The sequence below is a fragment of the Aminobacter sp. P4_H6_2 genome (assembly GCF_056400805.1).
In genome coordinates, this window is record NZ_JBFUKO010000960.1 from 1 (window position 1) to 1,379 (window position 1,379).

Annotated in this window: 2 protein-coding genes; both read right to left on the bottom strand. The window is 57.7% G+C overall.

The features are described 5' to 3' along the window. Positions 1–281, bottom strand: a 281-nt coding sequence (locus AC1DUU_RS32060; RefSeq protein WP_476787324.1) for a toll/interleukin-1 receptor domain-containing protein, incomplete at its 3' end; no start/stop codon positions are given. Positions 282–864: 583 nt separating this feature from the next. Beyond that, positions 865–1,379, bottom strand: a 515-nt coding sequence (locus AC1DUU_RS32065; protein ID WP_476787325.1) for a hypothetical protein, incomplete at its 5' end; no start/stop codon positions are given.

Here is a 1,379-nt window from a genome sequence, read left to right on the forward strand (position 1 = left end):
CCCCCTTTAGGGAGGGTACTCAGCATGGCGGGGGTCACCAACACAATCCCCACTCGCGAACTCGCCAATCCCTTGTCAATAGAGCGCATGAACGGCTCGCCTAAGCCAATGTCCTTCTCGCTGAACCAGACCCGGACTCCGCGTGCCTCAAGAAGGTCGTTCAGTTCTTTGGCGGCTTTCTGTCGATCGTCCCAAGCATGGCAGAGGAAGACGTCACGGAGTTCCGGCCGCGTGGAGGCTAGTTCTTCAACGTTGGCCCGGACGGGGGTGAGTTCCCGCACTTCCGCAGGGGTGTAGAATACAACCGAACCGGGCCTCGACCAACTCGCTTTTACACGGCCAGTCCCACCTCCGCTGCTTCGGCCGCCTCCACCGCTTGCCGGTGAGGAGTAGGAGGAAGGCGACGAATAGGACGGGGACGAGTACCCGCTACTGTAGCCATAGCCGTACCGCGAGCGGCCACGACATGCAGGACAGTTTGCCGCTGCGCTCGCTGACCGATGGCCTTCTCTCGGTGCCGTGCATCTTGCCATGTGATCGATAACCTCCCCAGGCCCACGCGGGCGAATCTAGCCAGCCTCGCAGAATATGATTCGCAGATTATCCGGTTTAGATCATTAGCGAAGATGCGAACTATATTTAGAACCGCTTTAATAATCTCTCGGTGCCAGAGGCGGCTTGGAGGAATGATTGCAGCTCGTTCGATCGATCGAGACGAGGCGCCTTGCTATCCGACTGAAGCGGGCCAAAAGCGGAAAGTCTTCTTTGCCGAGAAGAGCGAAAGTCTGCCGCTAAAGCGAAGGAGAAATTTCACTGTGATGCGTCTGGTGGTTAAGCCGTTGTTTGCTGGATCAGTTTGGACGGTCACGGGTCTGGCGTAAGTTCACCCCAGACCGCAATACCTGCTTGCAAGATGGTTAGGATAATCAGCGCCGCAGTCAGCCATCCGATGCGACTCTGCTGTCGGATATTGTCGTCGTGACGTTCCTTCTCGGCCTCCATGTTCTCCAGCGTCGCCACCGCCTGGTCTTTCATAGAGTAGCTGGCACCGTCTCGAGCGAGGTCGCCGGAATGAACCAGCGAGTCGAGTATCATCGAATAGTGGCTCTCGGTCTGGTCGTACCGAGGGTGTAGGACCGACCGGCTGGTGTAGATGTCGGCGATCACCGTCACGACGCTCGCGTGATAGTCCGGTTTTTCAATGTTCTTCTGAACGAAGTGCCTGAGCACTCTCATACGATCACCGCGCACCAGTTCCGTCTGGTTGAACTGGCGCTGAAGCATATTGTCCCACCAGACCGAGCGGGCGGGGTAGAACGTCCACAAAGCCCGGAATAACGAAAGTGGCGTGGTGTAGGTGAAGCGGGCCGAGCGGTAAG